20 protein-coding genes are annotated in these 19,110 nt (G+C 66.3%); 7 read left to right on the top strand and 13 right to left on the bottom strand.

The window, feature by feature from the left end:
• Window positions 1-96: 96 nt before the first annotated feature.
• The 3 genes from acs (N6C22_RS19890) to acs (N6C22_RS19900) all read right to left on the bottom strand — a co-directional run bounded on the left by acs (N6C22_RS19890) (window position 97) and on the right by acs (N6C22_RS19900) (window position 6,156).
• Window positions 97-2,091 (bottom strand): acetate--CoA ligase, encoded by a 1,995-nt coding sequence (gene acs / locus N6C22_RS19890; RefSeq protein ID WP_261652955.1) that lies wholly within the window; start codon window positions 2,089-2,091, stop codon window positions 97-99.
• Window positions 2,092-2,252: 161 nt separating this feature from the next.
• Window positions 2,253-4,073 (bottom strand): bacterio-opsin activator domain-containing protein, encoded by a 1,821-nt coding sequence (locus N6C22_RS19895; RefSeq protein ID WP_261652956.1) that lies wholly within the window; start codon window positions 4,071-4,073, stop codon window positions 2,253-2,255.
• A gap of 139 nt (window positions 4,074-4,212) precedes the next feature.
• Window positions 4,213-6,156: an acetate--CoA ligase gene (acs, locus tag N6C22_RS19900; RefSeq protein ID WP_261652957.1), complete on the bottom strand. Its 1,944-nt coding sequence runs from the start codon at window positions 6,154-6,156 to the stop codon at window positions 4,213-4,215.
• 132 nt (window positions 6,157-6,288) lie between these two features.
• On the opposite strand from acs (N6C22_RS19900), the gene N6C22_RS19905 reads away from it, so the two are divergent.
• Window positions 6,289-7,734 (top strand): MATE family efflux transporter, encoded by a 1,446-nt coding sequence (locus tag N6C22_RS19905; protein WP_261652958.1) that lies wholly within the window; start codon window positions 6,289-6,291, stop codon window positions 7,732-7,734.
• Window positions 7,735-7,761: 27 nt separating this feature from the next.
• Here the strand turns inward: N6C22_RS19905 and N6C22_RS19910 are convergent, their stop codons facing one another.
• Complete coding sequence (locus tag N6C22_RS19910; RefSeq protein WP_261652959.1) at window positions 7,762-7,947, bottom strand: hypothetical protein; 186 nt, start codon at window positions 7,945-7,947, stop codon at window positions 7,762-7,764.
• Window positions 7,948-8,262: 315 nt separating this feature from the next.
• Window positions 8,263-8,454: a hypothetical protein gene (locus tag N6C22_RS19915; protein WP_261652960.1), complete on the bottom strand. Its 192-nt coding sequence runs from the start codon at window positions 8,452-8,454 to the stop codon at window positions 8,263-8,265.
• A 171-nt stretch (window positions 8,455-8,625) separates the two neighbouring features.
• On the opposite strand from N6C22_RS19915, the gene N6C22_RS19920 reads away from it, so the two are divergent.
• Complete coding sequence (locus N6C22_RS19920; RefSeq protein WP_261652961.1) at window positions 8,626-9,495, top strand: universal stress protein; 870 nt, start codon at window positions 8,626-8,628, stop codon at window positions 9,493-9,495.
• Here the strand turns inward: N6C22_RS19920 and N6C22_RS19925 are convergent.
• Window positions 9,464-10,348 carry an ArsR family transcriptional regulator gene (locus N6C22_RS19925; RefSeq protein WP_261652962.1) on the bottom strand — a complete coding sequence of 295 codons (885 nt, stop codon included), beginning with the start codon at window positions 10,346-10,348 and terminating at the stop codon, window positions 9,464-9,466. The genes N6C22_RS19920 and N6C22_RS19925 overlap by 32 nt on opposite strands.
• Window positions 10,349-10,494: 146 nt before the next feature.
• On the opposite strand from N6C22_RS19925, the gene N6C22_RS19930 reads away from it, so the two are divergent.
• On the top strand, window positions 10,495-11,553 hold the full coding sequence (locus N6C22_RS19930; protein WP_261652963.1) for a M23 family metallopeptidase: 1,059 nt from the start codon (window positions 10,495-10,497) through the stop codon (window positions 11,551-11,553).
• 36 nt (window positions 11,554-11,589) lie between these two features.
• Here N6C22_RS19930 and N6C22_RS19935 read toward each other — a convergent pair whose 3' ends face one another.
• On the bottom strand, window positions 11,590-12,321 hold the full coding sequence (locus N6C22_RS19935) for an SDR family NAD(P)-dependent oxidoreductase (RefSeq protein WP_261652964.1): 732 nt from the start codon (window positions 12,319-12,321) through the stop codon (window positions 11,590-11,592).
• Window positions 12,322-12,423: 102 nt separating this feature from the next.
• Here N6C22_RS19935 and N6C22_RS19940 point away from each other — a divergent pair, with 102 nt between their 5' ends.
• Together N6C22_RS19940 and N6C22_RS19945 are read left to right on the top strand one after the other, a co-directional pair.
• Window positions 12,424-12,840: a Rieske 2Fe-2S domain-containing protein gene (locus N6C22_RS19940; RefSeq protein ID WP_261652965.1), complete on the top strand. Its 417-nt coding sequence runs from the start codon at window positions 12,424-12,426 to the stop codon at window positions 12,838-12,840.
• 57 nt (window positions 12,841-12,897) lie between these two features.
• The gene (locus tag N6C22_RS19945) at window positions 12,898-13,644 is read left to right on the top strand and encodes an endonuclease/exonuclease/phosphatase family protein (protein ID WP_261652966.1); all 747 of its coding nucleotides are present in this window, start codon (window positions 12,898-12,900) and stop codon (window positions 13,642-13,644) included.
• Window positions 13,645-13,677: 33 nt separating this feature from the next.
• On the opposite strand, the gene N6C22_RS19950 is transcribed toward N6C22_RS19945, so the two are convergent.
• The 4 genes from N6C22_RS19950 to N6C22_RS19965 form a co-directional block, all read right to left on the bottom strand.
• Window positions 13,678-14,598: a sodium:calcium antiporter gene (locus N6C22_RS19950; RefSeq protein WP_261652967.1), complete on the bottom strand. Its 921-nt coding sequence runs from the start codon at window positions 14,596-14,598 to the stop codon at window positions 13,678-13,680.
• Window positions 14,599-14,903: 305 nt separating this feature from the next.
• On the bottom strand, window positions 14,904-15,533 hold the full coding sequence (locus N6C22_RS19955; protein WP_261652968.1) for a class II aldolase/adducin family protein: 630 nt from the start codon (window positions 15,531-15,533) through the stop codon (window positions 14,904-14,906).
• On the bottom strand, window positions 15,530-16,243 hold the full coding sequence (locus N6C22_RS19960; RefSeq protein WP_261652969.1) for an HAD family hydrolase: 714 nt from the start codon (window positions 16,241-16,243) through the stop codon (window positions 15,530-15,532). The genes N6C22_RS19955 and N6C22_RS19960 overlap by 4 nt, the downstream gene beginning before the upstream one ends.
• 47 nt (window positions 16,244-16,290) lie before the next feature.
• On the bottom strand, window positions 16,291-16,803 hold the full coding sequence (locus N6C22_RS19965) for a DUF3267 domain-containing protein (RefSeq protein WP_261652970.1): 513 nt from the start codon (window positions 16,801-16,803) through the stop codon (window positions 16,291-16,293).
• A gap of 85 nt (window positions 16,804-16,888) precedes the next feature.
• Between N6C22_RS19965 and N6C22_RS19970 the strand changes: the two genes are divergently transcribed.
• Window positions 16,889-17,902, top strand: a complete 1,014-nt coding sequence (locus tag N6C22_RS19970; protein WP_261652971.1) for a bifunctional oligoribonuclease/PAP phosphatase NrnA — start codon at window positions 16,889-16,891, stop codon at window positions 17,900-17,902.
• 26 nt (window positions 17,903-17,928) lie between these two features.
• Here N6C22_RS19970 and N6C22_RS19975 read toward each other — a convergent pair whose 3' ends face one another.
• The gene (locus N6C22_RS19975) at window positions 17,929-18,075 is read right to left on the bottom strand and encodes a hypothetical protein (protein WP_261652972.1); all 147 of its coding nucleotides are present in this window, start codon (window positions 18,073-18,075) and stop codon (window positions 17,929-17,931) included.
• A gap of 129 nt (window positions 18,076-18,204) precedes the next feature.
• Between N6C22_RS19975 and N6C22_RS19980 the strand changes: the two genes are divergently transcribed.
• Window positions 18,205-18,426 (top strand): hypothetical protein, encoded by a 222-nt coding sequence (locus N6C22_RS19980; protein ID WP_261652973.1) that lies wholly within the window; start codon window positions 18,205-18,207, stop codon window positions 18,424-18,426.
• A gap of 23 nt (window positions 18,427-18,449) precedes the next feature.
• Here the strand turns inward: N6C22_RS19980 and N6C22_RS19985 are convergent, their stop codons facing one another.
• Complete coding sequence (locus N6C22_RS19985; RefSeq protein ID WP_261652974.1) at window positions 18,450-19,085, bottom strand: helix-turn-helix domain-containing protein; 636 nt, start codon at window positions 19,083-19,085, stop codon at window positions 18,450-18,452.
• Between the last annotated feature and the right edge of the window lie 25 nt (window positions 19,086-19,110).

Below are 19,110 nucleotides of genomic sequence, written 5' to 3' on the forward strand. Positions count from 1 at the left end.
CGCTATGGCTGTCGCTGTGTCGGTTCTGGAAAACCGGTGGTGTGGGTGAGCGGCCGGTCGCCGGTCACGCGCCGGCGTGCTCGGTGGTCGCCGCTCTCAGTCGCCGCTTACCTTCGCCGCGATGTCCTCGACCACGTCCGGGTTCCGGAGCGTCGAGGTGTTCCCGAGCTCGTCGCCGTTCGCGATGTCCTCGAGCAGGCGACGCATTATCTTGCCCGAGCGGGTCTTCGGGAGTTCGGGCGTGAAGATGACCGCCTCGGGCCGGGCGATTGGCCCGATGGCGTCCTCGACACCCTGGATGATGCGCTGGCGCAGTTCCTCGTCCTCGTCGTAGCCGTCCTCGGTGATGACGTAGGCGTACACTGCCTCGCCCTTGATCTCGTGGTTCCCACCGACGACGGCGGCCTCGGCGACGCCCTCGACGCCGACGATGGCGGATTCGACCTCCATCGTGCCGAGGCGGTGGCCGGAGACGTTGATGACGTCGTCGACGCGACCCAGGACGGTGATGTAACCGTCCTCGTCTATCTTCGCGCCGTCCTCCGGGAAGTACACCCAGTCCTCGGGGTCGTCGCTGTCGGTGTCCGAGTACTCGGCCCAGTACTCCTGGACGTAGCGCTCGTCGTTCTGGTAGAGGGTCCGGAGCATGCCCGGCCACGGCTTCTGGACGGTGAGGTAGCCGGCACGGCCGGCCTCGACCTCGTCACCGGCCCCGTCGACGATCTGTACGTCGAGCCCCGGGAGCGGCGGCCCGGCCGACCCGGGCTTCATATCCTTGATACCGGGGAGCGTGGTGACCATCATGCCGCCGGTCTCGGTCTGCCACCACGTGTCCACGACGGGGCAGGACTCGTCGCCGATGTGCTTGTAGTACCACTTCCACGCCCGCGGGTTGATGGGTTCGCCCACGGTGCCCAGCAGGCGCAGGCTGGAGAGGTCGTGGCGCTCGGGGTACTGCGAGCCCCACTTCATGAACGCGCGGATGGCCGTCGGCGCGGTGTAGAGCTGGGTCGCCTCGTACTCCTCGACGATCTCCCAGAGGCGGTCCTGCTCGGGGTAGTCGGGCGTTCCCTCGTACATCATCGTGGTCGTCCCGAGCGCGAGCGGGCCGTAGACGATGTACGAGTGGCCGGTGATCCAGCCGATGTCTGCCGAGCAGAAGTACGTGTCCTCGGGCTTGATGTCGAGGACCGCCTGGGAGGTCCAGGCCGCCCACGAGAGGTAGCCACCCGTGGTGTGCTTGACCCCCTTGGGCTTCCCCGTCGTGCCGGAGGTATACATGAGGAACAGCATGTCCTCCGCGTCGCGCTCGACCGGGTCGACCTCGGCACCCTCGTTGGCCGCGACGAGGGCGTCGTAGTCGTGGTGGTTGTCGGCCATCGGGTGGTCGTAGACGTCACCGAGGCGGTCGGCGACGACCACGTCGGAGACCTCGTGTTCGACGCCAGCGAGGCCCTCGTCGGCCTTCGCCTTGTGCTCGAGATGGTCGCCGCGGCGGTAGTAGCCGTCGCAGGTGACGAGGTACTCCGAATCCGCCGCGTTCATCCGGGTCGCGAGCGCGTCCGCGGAGAACCCTGCGAACACGACCGAGTGTGGCGCGCCGATGCGGGCACACGCCAGCATGGCGATGGGCAGCTCCGGAATCATCGGCATGTACATCGTCACGACGTCGTCCTCGCCCACACCCAGGTCGCGCAGGGCCGCGGCGAACTCGTTCACCTCGCGATGGAGTTCCTCGTAGGTGTAGCTCCGGTCCGCTTCGTCTACGGGCTCACCCACCCACTCGATGGCGGTCTCGTCGCCTCGCTCGTCGAGGTGTCGGTCGAGACAGTTCGCGGACGCGTTGAGCGACCCGCCCGTGAACCACTCGTAGAACGGCGGGTTCGAATCGTCCAGTACGGTGTCGTAGTCGTCGTCCCAGTCGAGCAGGTCGGCCGCCTGCTCCCAGCACTCGGGCCAGTTCTCCTCGAACTCCTCGTAGATGCCCGCGTCCGAGACGTTCGCCTGTTCGACGAACGACGCAGGCGGTTCGAACCGTTCCTGCTCTTCGAGCCGTGCCTCGAGTTCCACGTCGGTATCGTCCCCTGTCATGATACACCATAACGATACAACGACTCCCCTATAAAAGATGGAACTAACCATGCCACAGTACGGAATTCGGACGTGTTCGAATCCATCACGGTCGTTCAGCAGGAACTGCCGTTTCCATCGGCAATCGGAGCGTCGGTGAGCTCGACCGCGACCCTAGATAGTTAGTGGCGGCCGTCGGCCGGTCGCTCCGAGTCCTCGAACACGGCCGTCAGGAGCTTCTGCTGGGCTTTCCGGAGGTGATTGTGCAGCGTTGGCGACGAGATGTCCATCGATGCCGCCAGCTCCTCGGCGGTGCTCCCGCGGGGCCACTCGAAGTACCCGGAGAGGAACGCCGCCCGGAGGACGGTCCGCTGTTTCTCGGTGAGGTCCTCGTCGACGACCTGTTCGACCTGCGCCGTCGTCTGGACCGGCTGTTCGACCTCACGTTTGGCGAGCAGTTTCGCGTCGGGGAACGACGCCGTGAACGACTCGACGACGGTTCGCAGGTCCGTCTGGTCCGAGAACACGCTGGTCACGCGAGCGGTCCCGCCCTCGACGGTCAGACTCCGGACCGTCCCCCCTCGTTCGACCAGCGTCGGCGCGATGGCGTCGCCCGAGACGACGAACTCGAGGAGCGCGTGCTCGCCGTAGTCACGGACCAGTCGACTGTCCGTGACCGCCTCGCACCCGTCGACGTGTTCGAGCACGTCGCCGACACCTGCCCCCTCGACCGTCACGAAGTGCAGGAGGGAACCGTCGTTCCCCGGGACGACGCCCTCCAGTTCGAGGTCGCACTCGAGTACGGTCGCCGTGTCGACGAGGAACGAACTGCGGTCGGTGCACTCGAAGGCGAGTTCGACGCCGGTGTCCGCCAGAAGCAACCGTTTTCGGTCGACCGCGGTGAGCGTTCGGCCGATTCGCCGGCCGGCGTCGGCGAGTACCCGCTGTGTCTCCCGGTCTGCGGACCGGGTCGCGACGCAGAGCAGGCCGTCTACCGTCTCCCCGGACCGTATCGCGACGATACACAGGGTCTCGTCCCCGCCAGTGCCCAGCTCGTCGACGACATGGGAATCCAAGACGAGGGCGTCGTCGCTGCCGTCGGCCAGCCTCGATTCGAGGTCCTGCCCAGCGATTGCCTCGCCGAGTTCCTCATCGGAGAGCTGGTCACTCAACGTTCCAGCGCGTTCGCGTGGTGTGCCGTCACCGTCACAGAGCCAGACCCCCCCGAAGAAGTCCGCGAGGGCATTGCAGGCGGCGGTCTCGACTTCTTCACGTGTCGCCACGTCCGCCAGCGCCTCGCCGAGGGCCTCGACGCAGTGAACCAGTTCGGCAGTCCGCGAGGGGGTCTGGTGGTGATCAGCGGTGGCTGGTGTGTGCCGTGAGTCGTGTCTGACCGGGGGCGCACCGCCCTGCCGCAGTCCCGTCGAACCACGGGCGAAGGCCTCGACGATGGCCGCCGCAGAGGGTGTGTCGAGGTACTGGTCGAGGCTCTCCAGACTGTTCCAGCCACCGACCGCCTGGACGACCGGTGCGGGGACACCCTGGGCGTTCAGCGACCGATGGGCGAAGTGCTTTCGCAGGTCCTTCGAGGACACCGACTGCAGGCGCTCGTCGTCGGTTCGGTCGGCCACGTCGGAGACCAGCATCTGGAGCCGGCGCGGGCTCACGCCGAACAACGGTTCGTCGGCCGCGACACCCTCCACGTTGGCGAACTTCCGGAGGTCGTGAGCGACCGTGGCCGGCACATAGGCGAGTCGAGTCGCGGCATCGGCGGGTTGGGTGGCGTCGGTTTCCGTCTCTCGTACCGTGAGCAGGTGATGTGTCCGTCCGTGATGGGTCCGCTGGGTGAGGTCACCCGGGCGCAGTCTTGCCATCTCGGCCGGGCGAAGCCCGACCAGGCCGGCCAACGAGACCACGAGGTCCTCCCGGTAGGTCTCGGTCGCGTGGCGGAGTCGCTCGAACTCGGGGTCCGTCAGGAACGACTCGTGCTGGCCGGGTGACATCAGTCGTTTCGCACTTCTCGGAGAGCGCGAATAAATGTTCGGCATTATCACAGCTGTTTATGCCGGGTACCAGCCGCTGATGGCGTCATCTGGGGAAAGCACTCTCGAGCCAACTTCGCCGATTCCAGTATCTGTGAAATCACTCCTCGACGAGCGACTCGAGTTCGCCGACGACCTCGGGGTTGCGCAGCGAACTCGTGTCCTCCGGACGCTCGCCGTTGGCGATGGCTTCGAGGTAGCGACGGAGGATCTTCCCCGAGCGCGTCTTCGGCAGCGACGAGGTGAACGTTATCTCGTCGGGGATGGCGACGGGACCGATAGCGTCCTCGACGCCCCGCTCGACCTGCTCGCGCAACTCGTCGGTCCCGGCCACGTTCGCGGCCGGGCTGACGTAGGCGTGGATTCGCGTCCCCTTCACGTCGTCCTCGCCACCGACGACGGCGGCCTCGGCGATGCCGTCGACGCCGATGATGGCCGACTCTATCTCGGAGGTGCCGAGTCGTCGGCCCGAGACGTTCACCACGTCGTCCAGTCGACCCAGAAGCGTCAGGTAGCCATCCTCGTCCTCGACGGCCCCGTCACCGGTCGAGTACTGCCAGCGCGCGTCCTCGGGGTCACCCCGGGCAGTCTGCGCCCAGTCGGTTCCCTCACGGAGGGCGACGGGCATCCCGGGCCACGGTTTCGTCACGACGAGCTGGCCCGATTCGCCTACCGTCGCCTCCTCGCCGAACTCGTCGACGACCGCGGCATCGATACCGGGCAGGGGTCGGCCGACCGACCCGGGCCGCATCTCGTCGATGGCGGGCAGGGTCGACAGCATCACGCCCCCGGTCTCGGTCTGCCACCAGGTGTCCACGATGGGGCACTCGCCGCCGCCGATGTGCTCGAAGTACCATTCCCACGCGGTCGCGTCGATGCTCTCCCCGACCGAGCCGAGCAGCCGCAGGCTGGAGAGGTCGTGTCTCGCAGGCACCTCCTCGCCCCACTTCATGAACGCCCGGATGGAGGTCGGCGCGGTGTAGAACACGTCCACAGCGTTGCGCTCGATGACCTCCCAGAAGCGGTCCTTGCCAGGCGGGTCCGGTGTGCCCTCGAACAGGACGGTCGTCGCGCCGATGGCGAGCGGGCCATACACGACGTAGGAGTGGCCCGTGATCCAGCCGACGTCGGCGGTACACCAGTGGGTGTCCGTCGGTTCGAGGTCGAAGACGGCGTGGCTCGTCCAGGCCACGTGGGAGAGGTAGCCCCCCGTCGTGTGGCGGACCTCGGTGGGTTCACCTGTGGTCCCGGAGGTGTAGATGTAGAACAGCAGGTCACTCGCGTCCCGCGGGACGGGGTCGACCACCTCGCCGTCGTGAGCCGCGATGCAGTCCTCGTAGGCGTGGTGGTCGCCGGGGTAGCCCAGTTCGAGCCGGTTCACCACGACCTGTTCCACCGCCTGTGAGACCGAGAGACAGGCGTTGTCGGCCTTGCTCTTGAGGTCGACGGCGGTCCCGCGGCGGTAGTAGCCGTCGCAGGTGACGAGCAGTTCGGAGCCGGCGTTCTCCATGCGCGTCGCGAGCGCATCCGCGGAGAACCCCGCGAACACGACCGAGTGCGGCGCGCCGATGCGTGCACACGCCAGCATCGCCACGACGAGTTCGGGCACCACGGGCATATACAGCGTGACCACGTCGTCCTCCTCGACGCCGAGGTCCCGAAGGGCCGCCGCGAAGGCGTTCACCTCGCGGTAGAGGTCCTGGTAGGTGTAGGTCCGGGTCTCGCCCAGCTTACCTTCCCACTTGATTGCGGCGTGGTTCTTGCGCCCGGCCTCGACGTGACGGTCGACGCAGTTGACGGAAGCGTTGAGTTCCCCACCCGGGAACCACCGGATGGCGTCGTCGGTGGAGAGCACCGAATCGTACTGCCGGGACCACGTCAGCTGGTCGGCGGCGCGTCGCCACCCCTCCGGCCAGTCCTCCGCGAACTCGCGATAGATGGACGGGTCGGTGACGTTCGCCTGACGGACGAACGACTCCGGGGGTTCGACGGACTCCGTCTCCCCGCTTCCTGCCGTGGCGGCGGACTCACTCCCGTCCGACATTCGTCTCTCACTTCGTGCAGGCGGCAAAAAATCGTTCGGCCCTCAGTCGCTATCGTCGGGGCAGGGAGGACACCGCATACCACGTGCTTCCGGAGACGCAACACATTAGTTTCGGTTCGAAATAGTCCCGGTATGAGTCGCGTCCCGAACCCCATCCGGTTGCTCATCCTCTGGATAGGGCTCGGGCTCGCCCGTCTCGGCTTGCTCCCCCGGGAACACGTCGAACGGACCACCGACCTCTCCTGGCCCCGCATCGTCACCGGCATCGCCCGGATGTCGAAGAACGCCGTGGACGTGGCGATGGTCGGTATCGCGGTCGGCCCGCTCGCCATCTCCGGTGTCGGCCTGGCCTCGCCGTTCTGGGGTATCGCGTTCTCCCTCGGCGGCGGGTTCGCCGCCGGCACCATCGCCCTCGTCTCCCAGCGGTTCGGGGCCGAGGCCCACGACGACCTCGCGCAAGCGGTTCGGTCGAGCGTCCTTCTCGTCGTCGTCGTGACCCTGCCGGTGATGGCGGCCTTCCGGCTGTTCCCCACCGAACTCATCTCGGTGCTCACCAGCGACGCGCGGGTCGTCGAACTCGGCGCGCGCTACCTCGCGGTGCTCTCCTTCGGCGTCCCGTTCGCCGCCCTCAACCTCATCGGGAGCCGCATCTTCATCGGCGTCGACGACGCCTGGACGCCGATGGTCGTCCGCTCCGGAGGAGCCATCGCCAACATCGGGCTCAGCGCCATCTTCATCTTCGACATGGGGATGGGTGTCGCGGGTGCCGCCCTCGGCACCGTCCTCGCGAACGTCCTCGTCACCGGGGCCTTCGTCGTCGCACTGGTCGCCGGACGGCTCCCCGGTATCGGGGTCTCCCCCGTCCAGGTCTCTCCCGTGGGGCAGTACGCCGACCTCGGGAACCTGCGACAGCTGGTGAAGATCGGCCTGCCGGTCGTCGGCCGGAACATGGTGTGGACGGTCGCGAAGTTCCCGATGCTCGCCATCGTCGGGTTATTCGGCTCGACCGTCCTCGCCGCCTACGTCATCGCCCGACGTATCTGGGGCATCATGAACACGCCCGGCTGGGGCTTCGCGCTGGCCGCGAGCAGCCTCGTCGGGCAGGAACTCGGTGCCGGCGACGAGGCCGAAGCAGAGTCCTACGCCCGCGGCGTCATCATCTTCTCGGTGGCGACGTACACCGTCGCCGGGCTCCTCGTCGGCGTGTTCGCAGAACCCATCGTCCGGCTGTTCGTCGGTGATCCGAATGACCCCGCGATTCCCATCGCGGTGGCGCTGGTGTACGCCGCCTGTTTCGCCGTGGTCGGCCAGGGCGTCAAGTCGGCGACCGCCGGCCCGCTGGACGCCAGTGGCGACACGCGCTGGCCGTTCTACAGCCAGCTGCTGGGCATGTTCGTGTTCACCATCCCTATCGCCTACCTCGGTGCCACCACCGCGCTCGGTATCTGGGGACTCTACCTGTCGTTCACCGCCGAGACGTTCGTCCCCGCAGCGATCAACTACTATCGCTTCTCGACCGGGAAGTGGAAGGCCATCAGCCGGGAGTACCGCCCGGACCAGCCGATAGCCGACGATTGAAAAACGACCGCGAACCGTGGACCCTGCTCAGGCCCCGTGGAACTCCTTCAGGATGCGCAGGTCGGTCTGCGTCTGTGCGAACTCCGCCATCCGGCGGGTCGTCCCACAGTGCTTGCACGTGAAATCACGCTTCGGTTCGGGGAGCTGGGCCGGGTTCGCCTCCCACCCTTCGTCACACGCCGAACACTGGAGCTGAATCCACGCTTGTTGCATACATGTTACTTCGCGACGAAGCTTCAAAACGGTTGCTGGTGGTGAAGTGAGTGACTGAGATGCAGAAACTAACAGTCGTCTGTCTTTTCGAAAGCGCTCGCTACGCTCCGGATGCGCTGGTGTGTCAGAATCAGGAGCGCTGTGGCCGCGTGGGACGAACCACCCACGCGGCGCGGCCGACGCGAGTCGACCAGCACGCCGTGACAGGAAACGGAGCCGATAAGCGAACAGCACCCGGGAACACCCCGGAACGCGGTTCGGCACCCCCCACAGGCGGCCCATCGGCCACAAAGTACTTAGGTGTGAATTTGCCACTCAGTCGACGTCCGGCTCTGCGAGCGCGTCGTCGAGGCCGTTGTTCCGCATCGTCTCGGCGACGGCGGCACCTTCGTCGCCATCGAGGACGCCGTGGGCGTCTTCGTCCTGGCGCTCGACGACGGTCGTCTCGCCGGTCAACTCCACGAACAGCGTGGCAAGGTCGCGATCGGGGCTCTTGTTGACTGTCATTGTGTCTCGAACTCCGGCTATACCACAGTTATCGAAACGCATGAAGTGTGAGCATGATTAGCACACCCATTCAAATGGCACCGCGAAATCACCCCACAGAGACACGTCATCGAAACAGAATGTCAGCAACAGAGTTGACACCGTTCGCCACGTACAGAGTGTAGAAGTCTCATGTACGAGAGGATACTGGTGCCGACGGACGGGAGCGATGCCGCGCTTGTCGCGGCCGAGTGTGCGACCGCCCTGGCACGACGGTTCGGGGCCGCCGTCGACGTGGTACACGTGCCCGACCGCCGGGAACGGGTGTTCGCACCGTCGGAAGCCGAGGCCGACGCCGCCGCGGAAGCAGTCCTCACAGCGACCCGCGACGTGGTGACCGCGGGCGGGATCGAGCCGAACGCCGTCATCATCGACGAACCGGACCAGGTTCACGAGGTACTCTGTCGATACGCCGACGAGCACGGCGTCGACTGCATCGTCATGGGCACCCACGGCCGGACCGGGTTCGACCGGTACGTCCTCGGAAGTGTCACGGAGCGGATGATACGTGCCGCCTCGGTCCCCGTGCTCACCGTCCACGAAGACACCAAGGTTCCCGACGGGGCGAACTTCGAGCGACTGCTCGTCCCGACCGACGGCAGTGAGTGCGCCATCCAGGCCACCGAACACGCGACCGACCTCGCCGAGGCGGTCGAGGGTGACCTCCACGCGATCAATGTCGTCGACACGACCGTCGCGCCCGGCGGCGTCGAGTCCGGGTTCATCACGGGCGAGCTGGAGGCCGCCGGTGAACAGGCGTTAGAGACGATGCAGAACCACGTGCAAGCCGGAGACGGCGTGACGGTCCACACGAGTGTGGTCCACGGCCCGCCCTACCGCGCCATCATCGACTACGCCGAGGAACACGACGTCGACTGCATCGTGATGGGTACCCACGGGCGGACCGGGCTCGACCGCTACCTGCTCGGGAGCGTCACGGAGCGCGTGGTGCGACTCGCTGAGGTGCCGGTCATCTCGGTCCGTGGTCCCGACTCGTCGTGACCGACGTGACGGCGAGGGTCCCGTCGACGACGATGGTCGTGGTTCCCTCCGGGCCATCGACACGGAGTTCGAGTTCCAGCGGGTCGGTCCGCACGACTGTCGTCGTCGGGGTCGGCAGGTTCCAGTGATATGCGTCCTCGACGGGGAGCCCGATTTCTAGAAGTCCCGCGGCGACCCGAGTGTGCGAGAGCAACGGCAGGTAGAAGCCCGATTCGACGACCCAGGTACACGTCTCACAGGAGATGCCGACCGGGAACGCGCCCTCCCGGTCGATGGATTCAGGGTCGACGGTGACGGTCGTGGTCCCGGCACAGTCCGGGCACTGCCCGCGGCGGGCCAGTCCGACCTGCGTTCTGGCGCGGTCGTACACCGTCTCGAACACCACCTCGTCCGTGCGGTTCCGGAGCCCGTTCTTGGGGAACGGGTAGGTGAAGCCGCCGACGAGTTCGTCACACGCCGGGCAGCGAAGCGAGAAGAACTCCCGGTCGTACCTGAGCGTCGTCGGCCCATCACACTCGGGACAGGCCACGCTGGTGGCGAACTCGTGTCGTGACACGGACTCGGTCGGCCGGTTGGCCAGCACCGCCCGGTGGAGCGCCGTCGAGCTGGCCGTCGGAACGTAGCCGTCTGCCGTCTTCCGCAGGTAGACGCCCCGGAGGCGGCCGAGGTGGTAGTTGAACTTCCCACTGTCCTGCATCTCGACCGCCCGCATCAGGTCCGAGTAGCCCTGTGGCTCCGTCTGGGCGGCGCGCCACCGGTCCAGCAGCGCCAGCAGTATCTCGAGCCGGATGTCGTGGCCGAGGAGGGCGAACGCCTCCCGGGTCTCGGGGACGGTCTCCGCTTCGTCCGACATGGCTGGGCTATCACCGGACCGGGAAATCAGCGTACCGGTCGGGACAGCGGCGAGTCGACCGATCGCGCCCCGTGATGTATGCTAGCACGACTTGTGAACTGCATCTCTCAAAACCTCTACTTACCACCATCTCGAACCGTGAAAGCATGACCGAGAAGACAACGGCCAGCACCGGACAGTCCGGGCGGCCGGCCCCGGTCGAAGCACTCCAGTCGACGGCTCGCCGGGTCCTGCAGTGGCTCGCGGGGCGAAACATGTTCGTCGTCATGGGCGGCTTCTTCCTGTTGGGGTTCGTAGTGCAGCGAATCGGGCCCCTGGCACCGCACGACTGGGTGTTCTTCCTCATCGGCGGTATCCTCCCCATCCTCCTCGCGACGGTCTCGACCGAGGCGGACGGCTACGACCACGAGATTTCGAACGCGGACCGGCTGAAGTTCCTCGTCTCACAGCTTCGCTGGGGGTTCACCCCGTGGGGCATCCTGACCCAGATTCTCCAGATAGGCGGCACCGCGCTTGCCTACGTGCGGTACCTCGGCCGCCTACCGAGTCGCACCAGGCACGTTCCCTCGACCCGGCTGACCGTCCCGTTCTCGGGCGAGTGGACGACCGTCAACGGCGGCATCACCAAGCCGACCTCGCACTCGTGGGGAATCGTCTCCCAGCGCTACGCCTACGACTTCGTCGTCACCGACGAGGACGGAGACACCCACGACGGCGAGGGCGACGAGCTGACCGACTACCACGCCTTCGGCGAGCCGATTCGTGCCCCCGCCGACGGGACCGTGGTGAAGACGAAGGCGTCGCTCCGGGACTACCCGAAGCCGGGGTCGGGGTGGCTCGAATGGCGGACCTGGGACATCGCTGGCAACCACGTCGTCATCGAACACCAAAGCGGGGAGTACAGCCTCGTTGCGCACCTCAAGCAGGATAGCGTCCGCGTCGACCCCGGCGACGAGGTCACCCGGGGCCAGGTCGTCGGCGAGTGCGGGAACTCCGGGTTCTCGAGCGAGCCGCACCTGCACTTCCAGCTCCAGGACAGCGCGAACTTCTGGTTCGCTGCCGGCCTCGTCCCCCGGTTCGTCGGAACCGCCGTGAGCCGCGACGACGACCGCCGGGGCGAGCACGCGGTCTACGAGCAACTCGAAGAAGACCGGGACGAACTGTACCTCTGGGCCGGCGACACGGTCGCGCCCGCCGACGGCTGAGAACTGGACCGCTGCGGTTGACTGGACCGCGGCGGCTCAGTGAGCGGTCCAGCCCCCGTCGACCGGGACGTTCGCGCCCGTCACGTACGAGGCGTCGTCCGAGGCGAGGAAGGCGATGACGGGAGCGATCTCCTCTGGCTGTGCGGGGCGATTCATCGGCGTGTTCGTCTGCAGGAACGACTGGAAGCGCTCGGATTCGAGCAGGTCGTCGGTCATCGGAGTGTCCACGAATCCAGGGCAGACGCTGTTGACCCGGATACCGTCGCGGGCGTAATCGATGGCAACCTGCTGGGTGAAGTTGACCACGCCGCCCTTCGCCGCCGAGTACGAGGCCGCGCCGCGCCCGCCGACCAGCCCGTAGATGGACGCGACGTTGACGATGCAACCGCCGGACTCGCGAAGATGTGGCAGTGCAGCTTTGGTCCCGTGCATCACCCCCGTGAGGTCGGTCGCGATGACCGCGTCCCACTCCTCGAGTTCCATCTCCTCGACCGAGGTGACGCTCCCGATGCCGGCGTTGTTCACCAGGACGTCCAGCCCACCCGTGGTCTCGACGGCGTACTCGACGAGCGCGACCACCTGGTCGTACTCCCGCACGTCGGTCTCGAAGAACTCACAGCCCAGTTCCTCGGCGACCTGCCGGCCAGCGTCCTCGCTGCGGCTGGCGACCACGACCGACGCGCCCGCCTCACAGAACCGCTTCACGGTGGCGCGGCCGATGCCGGAGGTGCCGCCTGTCACGATGGTTCGTTTCCCTTCGAGCGTCATGTCGGAACAGTCGCGTTCCGGTGAGATACCGCCGTCCCTGATTCCTGAGCGCTGCCAGGCCGGGCGCACAGCATTTGTAGTTGCCCGACGAACCCCTCGGCCATGGCCCTCACACGTCTGACCACCGTCGACGAGATACCCGAGAACGGGTCGTACCTGTTCACCGTCCGCGAGTCCCACGGTACCGAACAGGAGGTCATCCTGGTCAAACAACCGGACTGCATCGAGGCGTGGAAGAACTTCTGTCAGCACGAGACGGACCAGCGCCTCGACCGTGGGATGGGCGCGGCGATGCGCGACGGCGAGATAATCTGTCCGAAGCACGGCTCCATGTTCAACGCCTGCTCGGGCGACTGCGACAACGGGAAGGCCGAAGGGCTCTCGCTCGTCCCGGTCGACATCAGCGTCAACCGGGGCGTCGTCTACCTGACCGACGACGACTGCGAGTACCTGCACGACGGCGGCATCGACGACGGCGACGACGGGATGCCCGGGTCGTCGTCGCACCTCCAGTTCTGACTGGCCAACAGAAGGCGGAAGACCCTTGCTCGCGAGCGCCCTTGCGAACAGCAGAGAATGACGGAACTCCGCGTGGCGACGTTCAACTGCCGGTACGATACACCCTACGACGGCCCGGACGCCTGGCCGAATCGGCGCGAACAGGTGGTCGACCTGCTCGCCGACATCGACGCGGACCTGTTCGGGGTACAGGAGGCGACGCCCCACCAGTTCGACTACCTGCAGGACCAGCTCCCGGGCTACGAGTGGTTCGGCGTCGGTCGGAAAGGTGGCGAAGAGGGAGAACACGTCCCGGTCGCCTACCGCCCGGAGAAGGTCGAGGCGCTCGAGACGGGCGCGTTTTGGCTCTCGCCCACGCCAGACGAGGTGAGCGTCGGCTGGGACGCGGCATACCCCCGCGTGGCCACCTGGCTCAGCGCCGAGGTCGATGGACAGCCCCTGCGGTTCCTGGCGACTCACTTCGACCACGAGGGCATCGAAGCCCGGTACGAGAGCGCTCGACTGCTTCGTGATACCTTCCTGACCGGGGAGGGACCCGAACTCGTCGTGGGCGATTTCAACGCGACACCGCAGTCCCGCCCCGTGACTCAACTCACGGCAGGCGGGCTCCGGACCGCCCGGGAGGCCGCGGCGACGGTCGAAGGACCACAGGGGACCTTCCACCAGTTCGACGGCCACGCCGACGACCGCATCGACTACATCTTCACCAGCGACGACTTCGCCGTCTCCCGATTCGAGACGGTCATCAGTCGTGCACCGTATCCCTCCGACCACTGGCCAGTCGTCGCGGACCTGGTTTTCTGAGACCGCACTCCAGCTCGCCTGCACGGTTTTTCGTCACAGGAGGACGAACGAGGGGAAGTACAGCAGGAGACAGAACACGCCCGCTGGCCGGGAGAGTCCCCGACGCCAGTAGAAGAGCGCGAGGACGACCAGTGAGACGCCGAGCATGTACGCGCCGGAGAGGCGGAGTGCGGCGACGTTGTTCACCGTCACGTCTGCGAACAGCGCCCCGATGCCGAGCGAGAACACGGGGTCGGTGATGTTGCTGCCGAGGAGCGACCCGACCGAGATGCCGGCATCACCCTCTTTCGCCGCGATGCCGGCGACCGCGATCTCGGGGAGTGTCGTTCCGAGGCCCGTCAGGACTCCGAGAAGGTAGGTCGGAACGCCGAGGGTAGCCCCCAGTTCGATACCGTTCGTCACCATCAGATGGCCCCCGACCACGACCATCAGCAGGCCCGCGAAAATCCGCGGAAGCGTCTTCGCGGGCGGCGCGCGCTCCTCGATGACCTCCTCGGTGATCTCCTCGCCTCCCTCGTTCGAGTACAGGTCGTGGATGAAGAATACGTACGCGAGCATCATCAGGAAGCCCTCGGAGCGGATGAGCAGCCCGTCTTCGAGCGTCAGGAGCATGATGATCATCGAGAGCGTCATCGCGCCCCCGTAGATGGCGACGTTTCGGCGCTCGGCCTCGATGGGAGCGATGAGGGCGACGATGCCGATGGCGAGGGTTATCTGGGCGGTCTCGGAGCCGACGATGTTCCCGACGACGAGGTCGCCAGCCCCGTAGAGTGCCGCGTAGATCGAGGTGGTCATCTCCGGGATGGAGGTGCCGACCGAGATGACGGTGACGCCGACGAAGAACGTCGAGATACCGTAATAGAGCGCGAGTTCGCCGGCCGAACGCACCGTCTGGTCCGCGCCGAGAACGAGGAGCGCAAGCCCGCCGACGAACAGCCCGAGTTCCACGAGCATCGTGCTCACCGTCGATTCGAGGCGGCATAATACACGGCCATGGCAGTCGAGAGTGTCGGGTAGAGACGTATTGGAACGAGCCCGTGGGGGGTGGCTCGTTCCGGAAACGGTTGGTGGATGTGGGTGCTCCGGGGCGGTCGTATTCCCCCAACGACCGCTGTCTCAGGTGACGACCCCCGAACGCACCGTATTTAACTTGACATTTCTGTTATTTAACTACACCGCATTACTACGAAAGACCGACACTGCCAGCCGGTACGGGGAGAACCAACCAGCCAAGACGCACTACTCGTATCGTGACTGGTCTACTGGCCGTAGGATTCGAACTTCTCCTCGACCGTCTCCAGTTCCGCGGTCGTCAGTTCCGTCGGTTCACCGACGTTCCGGGCCTGCAGGTAGACCTGGCAGAGGTTCTCGATATGGCCGGTGTTCTCGACGGCGGTCGGCAGGTCCTCGGCCGTGACGACGAGGCCGTGGTTCTCGATGAAACACGCCTGCGAGTCCGCTTCCTCCATGGCCTCGACACAGTTCTCTGCGAGCTCCTGCGAGCCGTAGGGGGCGTACTCCGCCACCGGCACCTCGTGGCCCACGGAGACGATCATGTAGTGGACCGGCGGGAGAGGTTCGTGCAGGACCGACATCGTCGTCGCCCACGTGGAGTGGGTGTGGACGATGGCACCCGCGTCGATGTCGCGGTAGAGGTAGCGGTGCATCGGCACCTCGCTGGAGGGCTTCATGTTCCCGGCGAGTTGCTCGCCCTCGAAGTCGACGACCGGTACGTCCTCGGCGTCGAAACTGTCGTACGGGACACCGGTCGGCGTCACCGCGAACGCGTCCTCTGCGCGGACGCTCAGGTTGCCGGTTCGACCCGGGGTGAGGTCTGCGAGGTCGGGGGCCCACTGGACGACGGCGTCGCGTTCCTGTTCGAGTGTCATAATACCAACTCTGTGAGGTCCGCGAAGTTAGCAGTTCGGAAATCCGGCCGGCGGCGACCCTGTAGATCGGCCTCCGCCTCGGTTCCCGCCTCGAACAGGACCGTGTCCAGCCCGACAGCGTTCCCGCCCTCGACGTCGGCCTCGACGCTGTCGCCGACCATGACGACCTCGCTCGGGCGCAGGTCGAGCTGGGCCAGCGGGAGCGTGAACATCACCGAGGCGGGCTTCTCGGAGCCGGTCTCCTCGGAGGTGACCACGAGATCGATGACGGACTCGAGGCCGAGGTGTTCCAGCTTCTTCAGCTGGATTCGGGTCGTGAGGTTGCTCACGACGGCGACCTTGACGCCCTCGTCGTGGAATCTCGCCAGCGTCTCCTCGACGCCGTCGAACAGCTCCATCTCCTGGATGTAGGTGTCCCAGTACGCCTCACCGAGCTCCAGCGCGTGGCGGGACTTGTGGGTCCCCGTGTATATCTCGATGAGTCGCTTGAAGTAGAGGAAGCGCTCGTGGGCCGAGGCAGTCCCGGCGAGTTCGCGTTTCACCTCGCTCCGGGCCGCCTGGTAGTACTCCCTGAACTCCGCGCGCTCGAAGTCGTACCCCAGGTCCCGGGCCGTCTCCAGCGCGGCCTCCTTGCCGGCCTCGTTGCACGGCTCGTACGGGTAGAGCGTGTCGTCGAGGTCGACGAAGACCGCCCGGTATCGATAGCTCATATCCATTTCCTTCTCGGGCGGGGACACATTCGTCTATCGTTCCGTCGTCAGGCCGGCGAGGAGACGAGCGTGAACAGCCAGACTGCGAGCAGGTAGCCGTACATCCCGCTGGCGAACGGAATCGCCGTCAGCGCCCGGACCGGCGCGGCCACGACGTACGCGGCCGTCCGGGGGCCCCGCGGCAGGTTCCCCGCAGTTCGGAAGAGCGAGGCGGTATCGCTCGGACTGGGAACCGCCGTCAGGGCGAAGATGGCCCCGAGCCAGCCGAACAGGTAGGCGAGGCTCGAGCCGGCGAGAGCGCCGAAGACAACAAAGGCGGCCGCACCGAGGAGCGTGTTCACGACGAGCGGCGCGACCGCGATACCGAGGTCGGCGACGAACGAGTCGACGCGCTCGTGGTCGACGTAGGCGTCCTCCGCGAAGGGATTGAGGTAGCGACTCGCGGTGACGCGGACGCCGAACAGCCGGCACGCCTGCACGTGGGCGAACTCGTGGCTGACGATGCCGGGCGCGAGCACGAGTGTGACGAGGACGTTGTAGAGGGACTGCAGGGCGGACACGAACTACCCGACTCTACGCTGCCATCCATCAAAAGTCCGTCCGGTTCGACCACAGACCCTTGACCGACGGGCACCTAATCGGGGTATGGGCCGAGGTCAAGACCTCCACGAGTTGTTGGCCGGCGCGGAATCGCTCGTCATCGTCTGTCACGACAATCCCGACCCCGACAGCCTCGCGTCCGCGATGGCGCTCCACGAGATCGCCAGCGACGCAGGCGTCGAGGAGGTGACGGTCCTGTACGCGGGCGACATCTCTCACCAGCAGAACCGCGCCTTCGTGAACCTGCTGGAGCTGGATCTTGAACAGTTCTCCATGGAGTCGTTGACCACAGGTGATGTCATCGCCTTCGTCGACCATTCGGTCGCCGGACAGAACAACAGGGTCCCTGCGGAGGTCGACGTCGATGTCGTCGTCGACCATCACCCCGCAGATAACGTCGTCGCGGACTTCATCGACCGACGGGAAGGCTACGGCGCGACCGCGACCATCTTCGTAGAGTACCTCGACGAACTCGATATCGACGTCGATACGCGGCTCGCGACCGCCCTGATGTTCGCATTGCGACGCGAGACCCTGGAGTTCCTCCGGGGCGTCTCCGGACCCGACTTTGCCGCCGCCGAGCGCCTGCAAGAGGGGGTCGACATGGACCTGCTACGCAAGCTCGCCCACCCGTCCATCAGCGAGGCGACCATCGACGCCATCAGTGACGCGATCGACAACCGGATCATCCGGGGCTCGGTCCTCATCTCGCACGCGGGCCGGACCACGGAGCGCGACGCCCTCCCGCAGGCGGCGGACTACCTCTCGGACATGGAGGGCGTCGACACCACGGTCATCTTCGGCCTCATCGACGACATGGTCGAGATAAGCGCCCGGTCGACCGACTCCCGCATCCACATCGGCGACGCGCTCAAGGCCGCCTTCGGCGACGTGGGAAGCGCGGGTGGGCACCGGCAGATGGCCGGCGGACAGATTCCGCTGGGGCTGTTCGCCGACTACGCCGACGACGGCGGCCTCGTCGACATCGTCGAGACCATCGTCACGCAGCGGCTGGTCGACGAGTTGCACCTGAGTGACCGGAACGACGACACCGAGTGAGCCGTCGACCGCCGTCAGATGCGCGGTCAGTTCTCGACCGTGGCGAACGCGCCCTCGTCGATCGGTTCACCACAGACGATACAGCCGTCCAGCATGACGAGTTCCCGGACCTCCCGGTCGACGACCGTTCTCGCCTCACAGTTCGGACAGTCGAACTCGAAGTGTCGGGACACGGTTCGACCCTGCCTCCCTGAAGGGGAGATAGTACAATGAGACGATACCCATCGAGTGATGGCCGTTTTTGTCGGCACCGACTCCCCAGGCCCCAGCAAGGTTATCGCCGAACACGACGTAGGACTCACATGATAGACGACCGACTCCTTCGCCGCCTCGACTGGCTGCTGGCCGCCCTCTCGGTGTGGCTGGCACTCACGCTGGTCCTCGGCAGCTTCGCCCTCATGACCGTGAACCTCGGTATCGGCATCGCGGCGCTCGCGACCATCGTCCTGATCGGAACCGTCGCGGTCATGTCCTACCTCCGCTCGGCCGCCCCCGACACGGACCTCAGCGTCGAGGTCCGCTGAGGCCGGAAGCGAACGGAATCCAGCTAGTGGGTGAGGATGTCGTCGAGTAACTTCTTCTGTGCGGCGGCGAGGTGTTCCGCGAACGTCGAGCGCGTGATGTCGAGGCAGTCCGCGACCTGAGTTGCGTTGGCGTCGCGCGGATGTGCGAAGTAGCCCTCTTCGTGCGCGGTCTCCAGCACCTCGCGCTGGCGCTCGGTCAGCGACTGTCGGTCGACGAAGACGAGGTCGGCCGCGTCCTCGCACGGCTGTGACCGCGTGAGCCGGCGGACCGCCACGCCGTCGAACTCGTCGCGGAGGTCCGTGACGACCGCCCGGAGCGATTCCACGTCCGAGACGTAGAACGTGAGGTGGATGACGCCGTCTTCGGCCCGAAGGTCGCGGACGGGACAGCCGTGGCGTTCGACGTGCTCGCAGACGCAGCCACAGCCACAGTCGCGCGTGAACCGGTAGACGTGGTCCGACCCCGTGCTGTAGACCTCCTCGAGGTCGTCCTCGTCGTCGAGTGCCTCGCCTATCGAGAACTCACCGACGACCTCGCCGTCGCCCGGGTGGCCACTGCGGGTGACGGTCTCGACCGGCGCGTAGTCCGAAGAGACCGCCGCGACCCTGCAAACGGAGGGTTCGCGTATCGATACCTCCGCGCGGATACCACTCGCCATGACGCCTGATATTTCCCGTGCTCGT

It is taken from the genome of Haloarchaeobius sp. HME9146 (assembly GCF_025399835.1).
Taxonomy (GTDB): Archaea; Halobacteriota; Halobacteria; order Halobacteriales; family Natrialbaceae; genus Haloarchaeobius.

Bases quoted from the DNA above. Each gene is read 5' to 3' on its own strand.
- acs (WP_261652955.1), bottom strand. From the start codon at position 2,091: ATGACAGGGGACGATACCGACGTGGAACTCGAGGCACGGCTCGAAGAG.
- N6C22_RS19895 (WP_261652956.1), bottom strand. From the start codon at position 4,073: ATGTCACCCGGCCAGCACGAGTCGTTCCTGACGGACCCCGAGTTCGAG.
- acs (WP_261652957.1), bottom strand. From the start codon at position 6,156: ATGTCGGACGGGAGTGAGTCCGCCGCCACGGCAGGAAGCGGGGAGACG.
- N6C22_RS19905 (WP_261652958.1), top strand. From the start codon at position 6,289: ATGAGTCGCGTCCCGAACCCCATCCGGTTGCTCATCCTCTGGATAGGG.
- N6C22_RS19910 (WP_261652959.1), bottom strand. From the start codon at position 7,947: ATGCAACAAGCGTGGATTCAGCTCCAGTGTTCGGCGTGTGACGAAGGG.
- N6C22_RS19915 (WP_261652960.1), bottom strand. From the start codon at position 8,454: ATGACAGTCAACAAGAGCCCCGATCGCGACCTTGCCACGCTGTTCGTG.
- N6C22_RS19920 (WP_261652961.1), top strand. From the start codon at position 8,626: ATGTACGAGAGGATACTGGTGCCGACGGACGGGAGCGATGCCGCGCTT.
- N6C22_RS19925 (WP_261652962.1), bottom strand. From the start codon at position 10,348: ATGTCGGACGAAGCGGAGACCGTCCCCGAGACCCGGGAGGCGTTCGCC.
- N6C22_RS19930 (WP_261652963.1), top strand. From the start codon at position 10,495: ATGACCGAGAAGACAACGGCCAGCACCGGACAGTCCGGGCGGCCGGCC.
- N6C22_RS19935 (WP_261652964.1), bottom strand. From the start codon at position 12,321: ATGACGCTCGAAGGGAAACGAACCATCGTGACAGGCGGCACCTCCGGC.
- N6C22_RS19940 (WP_261652965.1), top strand. From the start codon at position 12,424: ATGGCCCTCACACGTCTGACCACCGTCGACGAGATACCCGAGAACGGG.
- N6C22_RS19945 (WP_261652966.1), top strand. From the start codon at position 12,898: ATGACGGAACTCCGCGTGGCGACGTTCAACTGCCGGTACGATACACCC.
- N6C22_RS19950 (WP_261652967.1), bottom strand. From the start codon at position 14,598: ATGCTCGTGGAACTCGGGCTGTTCGTCGGCGGGCTTGCGCTCCTCGTT.
- N6C22_RS19955 (WP_261652968.1), bottom strand. From the start codon at position 15,533: ATGACACTCGAACAGGAACGCGACGCCGTCGTCCAGTGGGCCCCCGAC.
- N6C22_RS19960 (WP_261652969.1), bottom strand. From the start codon at position 16,243: ATGAGCTATCGATACCGGGCGGTCTTCGTCGACCTCGACGACACGCTC.
- N6C22_RS19970 (WP_261652971.1), top strand. From the start codon at position 16,889: ATGGGCCGAGGTCAAGACCTCCACGAGTTGTTGGCCGGCGCGGAATCG.
- N6C22_RS19980 (WP_261652973.1), top strand. From the start codon at position 18,205: ATGATAGACGACCGACTCCTTCGCCGCCTCGACTGGCTGCTGGCCGCC.
- N6C22_RS19985 (WP_261652974.1), bottom strand. From the start codon at position 19,085: ATGGCGAGTGGTATCCGCGCGGAGGTATCGATACGCGAACCCTCCGTT.